Below are 1,412 nucleotides of genomic sequence, written 5' to 3'. Positions count from 1 at the left end.
CCCCGGTGTTCAAGGCCACCAGCCGAATCGGCACGCCGCCGCCCTCGCGGCAGCTCAGACGGCGGCGTTGACGTGACCGGGCTTCCCGCCCGGTAATGGCAGGCCCGTATGGGTCTGCAAGCCGTAGCGCCCGCCGTGCGCGGGAATCACCAGCGGTTTTCGGCTTGCCGCGTGCATACCTCGCAGCGTAGGGCCGCGCCCATTTCATCAGAGGCATGTCCGCGTTTCCTGCTTAGAAATCTGGAACGGCCTGGGCGTGTCGGCGCATAGCGCCGCCGGGCTTTCGGGCTACGCCCCGTGCCGTCTTTGCCGTCACGGCCATTCGGCTTCAATCCCTCACGCCTTCGCGCCTGCGGCGCTGCGCGCTTCGCTTGCCTCCAGGGGAAAGCCCTGCGAGCTATCCCCGCCGCGCGATGCTTGGCGCCCCTCGATGCTGCCGAACCGGCTGCGCCGGATCGGCCCGCCCAACGTCCCGCCGCGATGGACGGGACGCTGGCGAACACGCTGGCGCTTGCTGCGGCAGGTTGTGCAGGTGCGTGCCGTCCTCAACGCTGGCGGTTCCTGCCCATCACGTCACGAAGGACGGTTCACGGACAACCCGCCCGGTATCGCTATGGAGCTTCCACGCCACGCCTCAAGACCGGCGCCGCAAGGTATGGCGGGGGCGTTCTCGCCTGTCGTTGCGGGGTTGACCTGGCCCGCGTCAGCGGGCGAGCCGGAGAAGCCTTCGGGCGGGGATGCCGAGTCGGCCCCATCTCCTTTCGGAGCGGTTCGGCCCAAGGCGTCCTTGTCTCGTTGTGAATCCTGGCGGGGGCGCGGCTGCGCCTCGGGCTTCATGGCTGCAACCGTCCGGCGAAAACAATTTCCCCGCCGCTGCGCGGCTTCCTCGCGCAGCAAATTCTTTTCGCCTCCCGGCTCTCCACTGCGTTTCGACCGCAAGCGGTGCAGCCAGCCCGTCCCCCGCCGGCCGGATCACAACAAGGACGCGATGGGCGCGAACCTTGTTCAACCGAAAGGAGAAATCATCATGGCCAACATCGGCACCTTCACCGCAGACAAAGACGGCTTCACCGGCACGCTGCGCACCCTGACGCTCAACGTCAAGGTCAAGCTGGTTCCCAACGACAAGGGCAGCAGCGAGAACGCCCCCGACTTCCGCCTCCAGGCCGCCGGCCACGACATCGGCGCGGCGTGGAACAAGACCAGCGAGGCCGGGCGGGAATACAAGTCCGTGACCCTCGACGATCCTTCGTTCCCGGCTCCGGTCTATGCCCGCCTGATCGAAGGCGAGGACGGTACGCACGACCTGATCTGGTCGCGCAGCAAGCCCCAGGCGGCGTGACCGCCGCAGCGCCCCGCCCATCGCGGCGGGGCGCTGTGCTGCTGTTCGCAGCACATCGCCACGTCACGCG

At 68.1% G+C, this 1,412-nt stretch carries 1 protein-coding gene; it reads left to right on the top strand.

Annotation, left to right across the window (positions count from 1 at the left end; genetic code table 11):
* Nucleotides 1-1,027 precede the first annotated feature (1,027 nt).
* Nucleotides 1,028-1,342: a DUF736 domain-containing protein gene (locus O0J73_RS22365; protein WP_023103964.1), complete on the top strand. Its 315-nt coding sequence runs from the start codon at nt 1,028-1,030 to the stop codon at nt 1,340-1,342.
* The last annotated feature ends 70 nt before the right edge of the window (nt 1,343-1,412 follow it).

The organism is Stenotrophomonas sp. Sm6012 (assembly GCF_030985895.1).
Taxonomy (GTDB): domain Bacteria; phylum Pseudomonadota; class Gammaproteobacteria; order Xanthomonadales; family Xanthomonadaceae; genus Stenotrophomonas; species Stenotrophomonas forensis.
Note: the sequence above shows the minus strand (reverse complement) of the source record. Positions and strands in the feature narration are given on the sequence as shown.

Bases quoted from the DNA above. Each gene is read 5' to 3' on its own strand.
- O0J73_RS22365 (WP_023103964.1), top strand. From the start codon at position 1,028: ATGGCCAACATCGGCACCTTCACCGCAGACAAAGACGGCTTCACCGGC.